Here is a 2,326-nt window from a genome sequence, read left to right on the forward strand (position 1 = left end):
AGTCATCCACACTGCCTTCCGGCTCGAACGGGAGGCTTGCGCGGGATGTTGGTCGTGGAGACGGTCGCAAAGATCCGCCGCGCGTATTTCGTGCAGCAGAAGCCGATCAAGCAGATCTGCCGGGAGCTGAAGGTCTCGCGCAAGGTCGTGCGTAAGGTCATCCGCTCCGAGGCGACAGCGTTCCAATACACCCGCGCCGTCCAACCTGCCCCGAAGCTTGGATCGTGGCGGGGCGAGCTCGACCGGATGCTCCTGGCGAACGCCAGCAAGGTGCGGCGTGAGCGACTAACGCTGATGCGCATCTACGAGGCCCTGCGCGGGCTCGGCTACGAGGGCGGCTACGACGCGGTGCGCCGCTATGCCAAGGGCTGGAAGCGCGAGCGCGCCGCCGTCGCAGCCCAGGCGTTCGTGCCGCTCTCCTTCGCGCCGGGCGAGGCCTACCAGTTCGACTGGAGCCACGAGACGGTGCTGATCGGCGGCACGACCACGGAGATCAAGGTCGCCCACGTCCGGCTCTGCCACTCGCGCATGCCGTTCGTGCGGGCCTACCCGCGTGAGAGCCAGGAGATGGTGTTCGACGCCCACGACCGGGCGTTCGCCTTCTTCCGCGGCACCTGCCAGCGCGGGATCTACGACAACATGAAGACCGCCGTCGACGCGATCTTCGTTGGACGTGAGCGCGCCTACAATCGCCGCTTCCTGCAGATGTGCTCGCACTACCTCGTCGAGCCGGTGGCCTGCACACCGGCCTCGGGCTGGGAGAAGGGGCAGGTCGAGAACCAGGTCGGACTGGTGCGCGAGCGCCTGTTCACGCCGCGCATCCGGGTGAGGAGCTACGACGAGCTGAACGCCCTGCTGCTCGACGGGGTGATCGCCTACGCCAAGGCCCACCCGCATCCCGAGCAGCTCGACCGGACCGTGTGGCAGGCCTTCGAGGCCGAGCGGGCAGCCTTGGTCCCTTATGCCGGCCGCTTCGACGGCTTCCACGCCGTGCCGGCTGCCGTGTCCTCGACCTGCTTGGTCCGCTTCGACAACAACCGGTACTCGGTCACAGCCTCCGCCCTCGGGCGGCCGGTCGAGGTGCGCGCCTATGCTGAGCGCGTGGAGATCCGTCAGGACGGGCGCATCGTCGGCGAGCATGCCCGCGGCTTCGGTCGCAACCAGACGGTGTTCGATCCCTGGCACTACGTCCCCGTGCTCGCCCGCAAGCCCGGTGCGCTCAGGAACGGCGCGCCGTTCAAGGACTGGGTGCTGCCTGCCGCCCTCGACCGGATCCGACGCAAGCTCGCCGGCTCTGCCGACGGCGACCGGCAGATGGTCGAGATCCTCACCGCCGTGCTGCGCGACGGGCTGAGCGCGGTCGAGGCCGCCTGCGCCGAGGCGCTGCGTGAGGGCGTGCACTCGGCCGACGTCGTCCTCAACATCCTCGCCCGTCAGCGCGAGCCCACCGTCCCGGTCACCATCCTGACGCCTGAGAGCCTGCGGCTGCGCCATGAGCCGGTCGCCGATTGTGCCCGCTACGACAGCCTGAGGAGAGCCCCATGATGGAACGTCAGGACATCCTCGCCACCATGGGCGAGCTGAAGCTGTTCGGGATGAAGGCGGCCTACGACGAGATCATCAAAGTCGCACTCAAGCGCACTCACGAGCCTCAGCAGGTCGTCGGCGATCTGCTCCAGGCCGAGATCAGCGAGAAGCAGGCGCGCTCGATCCGCTACCAGATGACGATCGCCAAGCTGCCCCTGGCCAAGGACATCGCCGAGTTCGCCTTCGCCGACACGCCGATCAACGAGGGGCTGGTGCGCGACCTCGCCGGCGGCGAGTTCCTGGCCCATCAGCGCAACGTCGTGCTGGTCGGCGGCACCGGCACCGGTAAGACGCACTTGGCCATCGCCATCGTGCGGGCGTGTATCCGGGACGGGAAGCGCGGCCGGTTCTACAACGTGGTCGACCTCGTCAACCGGCTCGAAGCCGAGGCGCGCGCCGGCCGGCAGGGCCGCATCGCCGACCATCTCATGCGGCTCGACTTCGTGGTGCTGGACGAACTCGGCTACCTGCCGTTTGCGCAGTCAGGCGGCCAGTTGCTGTTCCATCTGATCAGCAAGCTCTACGAGACCACCTCGATCGTGGTGACCACCAATCTCGCCTTCGGCGAGTGGCCGAGCGTGTTTGCCGGCGACGCCAAGATGACCACGGCGCTGCTCGACCGGCTCACCCATCACTGTGAGATCGTCGAGACCGGCAACGAGAGCTGGCGCTTCAAGAACCGCGCCTGAGGCCAGGGCCTACGACGCCAAAGCCGAACGTCGGATCAGCTCAGCCGCAC

General features: G+C 67.8%; 1 protein-coding gene and 1 pseudogene. Both read left to right on the forward strand.

Annotated elements, in window-relative coordinates:
* Positions 1-45: 45 nt before the first annotated feature.
* Positions 46-1,539, forward strand: a pseudogene (gene istA / locus F6X51_RS27555) (IS21 family transposase); the annotation flags it as partial.
* A 5-nt stretch (positions 1,540-1,544) separates the two neighbouring features.
* Positions 1,545-2,276, forward strand: a complete 732-nt coding sequence (gene istB, locus F6X51_RS27560) for an IS21-like element helper ATPase IstB (RefSeq protein ID WP_150967289.1) — start codon at positions 1,545-1,547, stop codon at positions 2,274-2,276.
* Positions 2,277-2,326: the final 50 nt, after the last annotated feature.

The sequence above is a fragment of the Methylobacterium planeticum genome, from assembly GCF_008806345.1.
Classification (GTDB): Bacteria; Pseudomonadota; Alphaproteobacteria; order Rhizobiales; family Beijerinckiaceae; genus Methylobacterium; species Methylobacterium planeticum.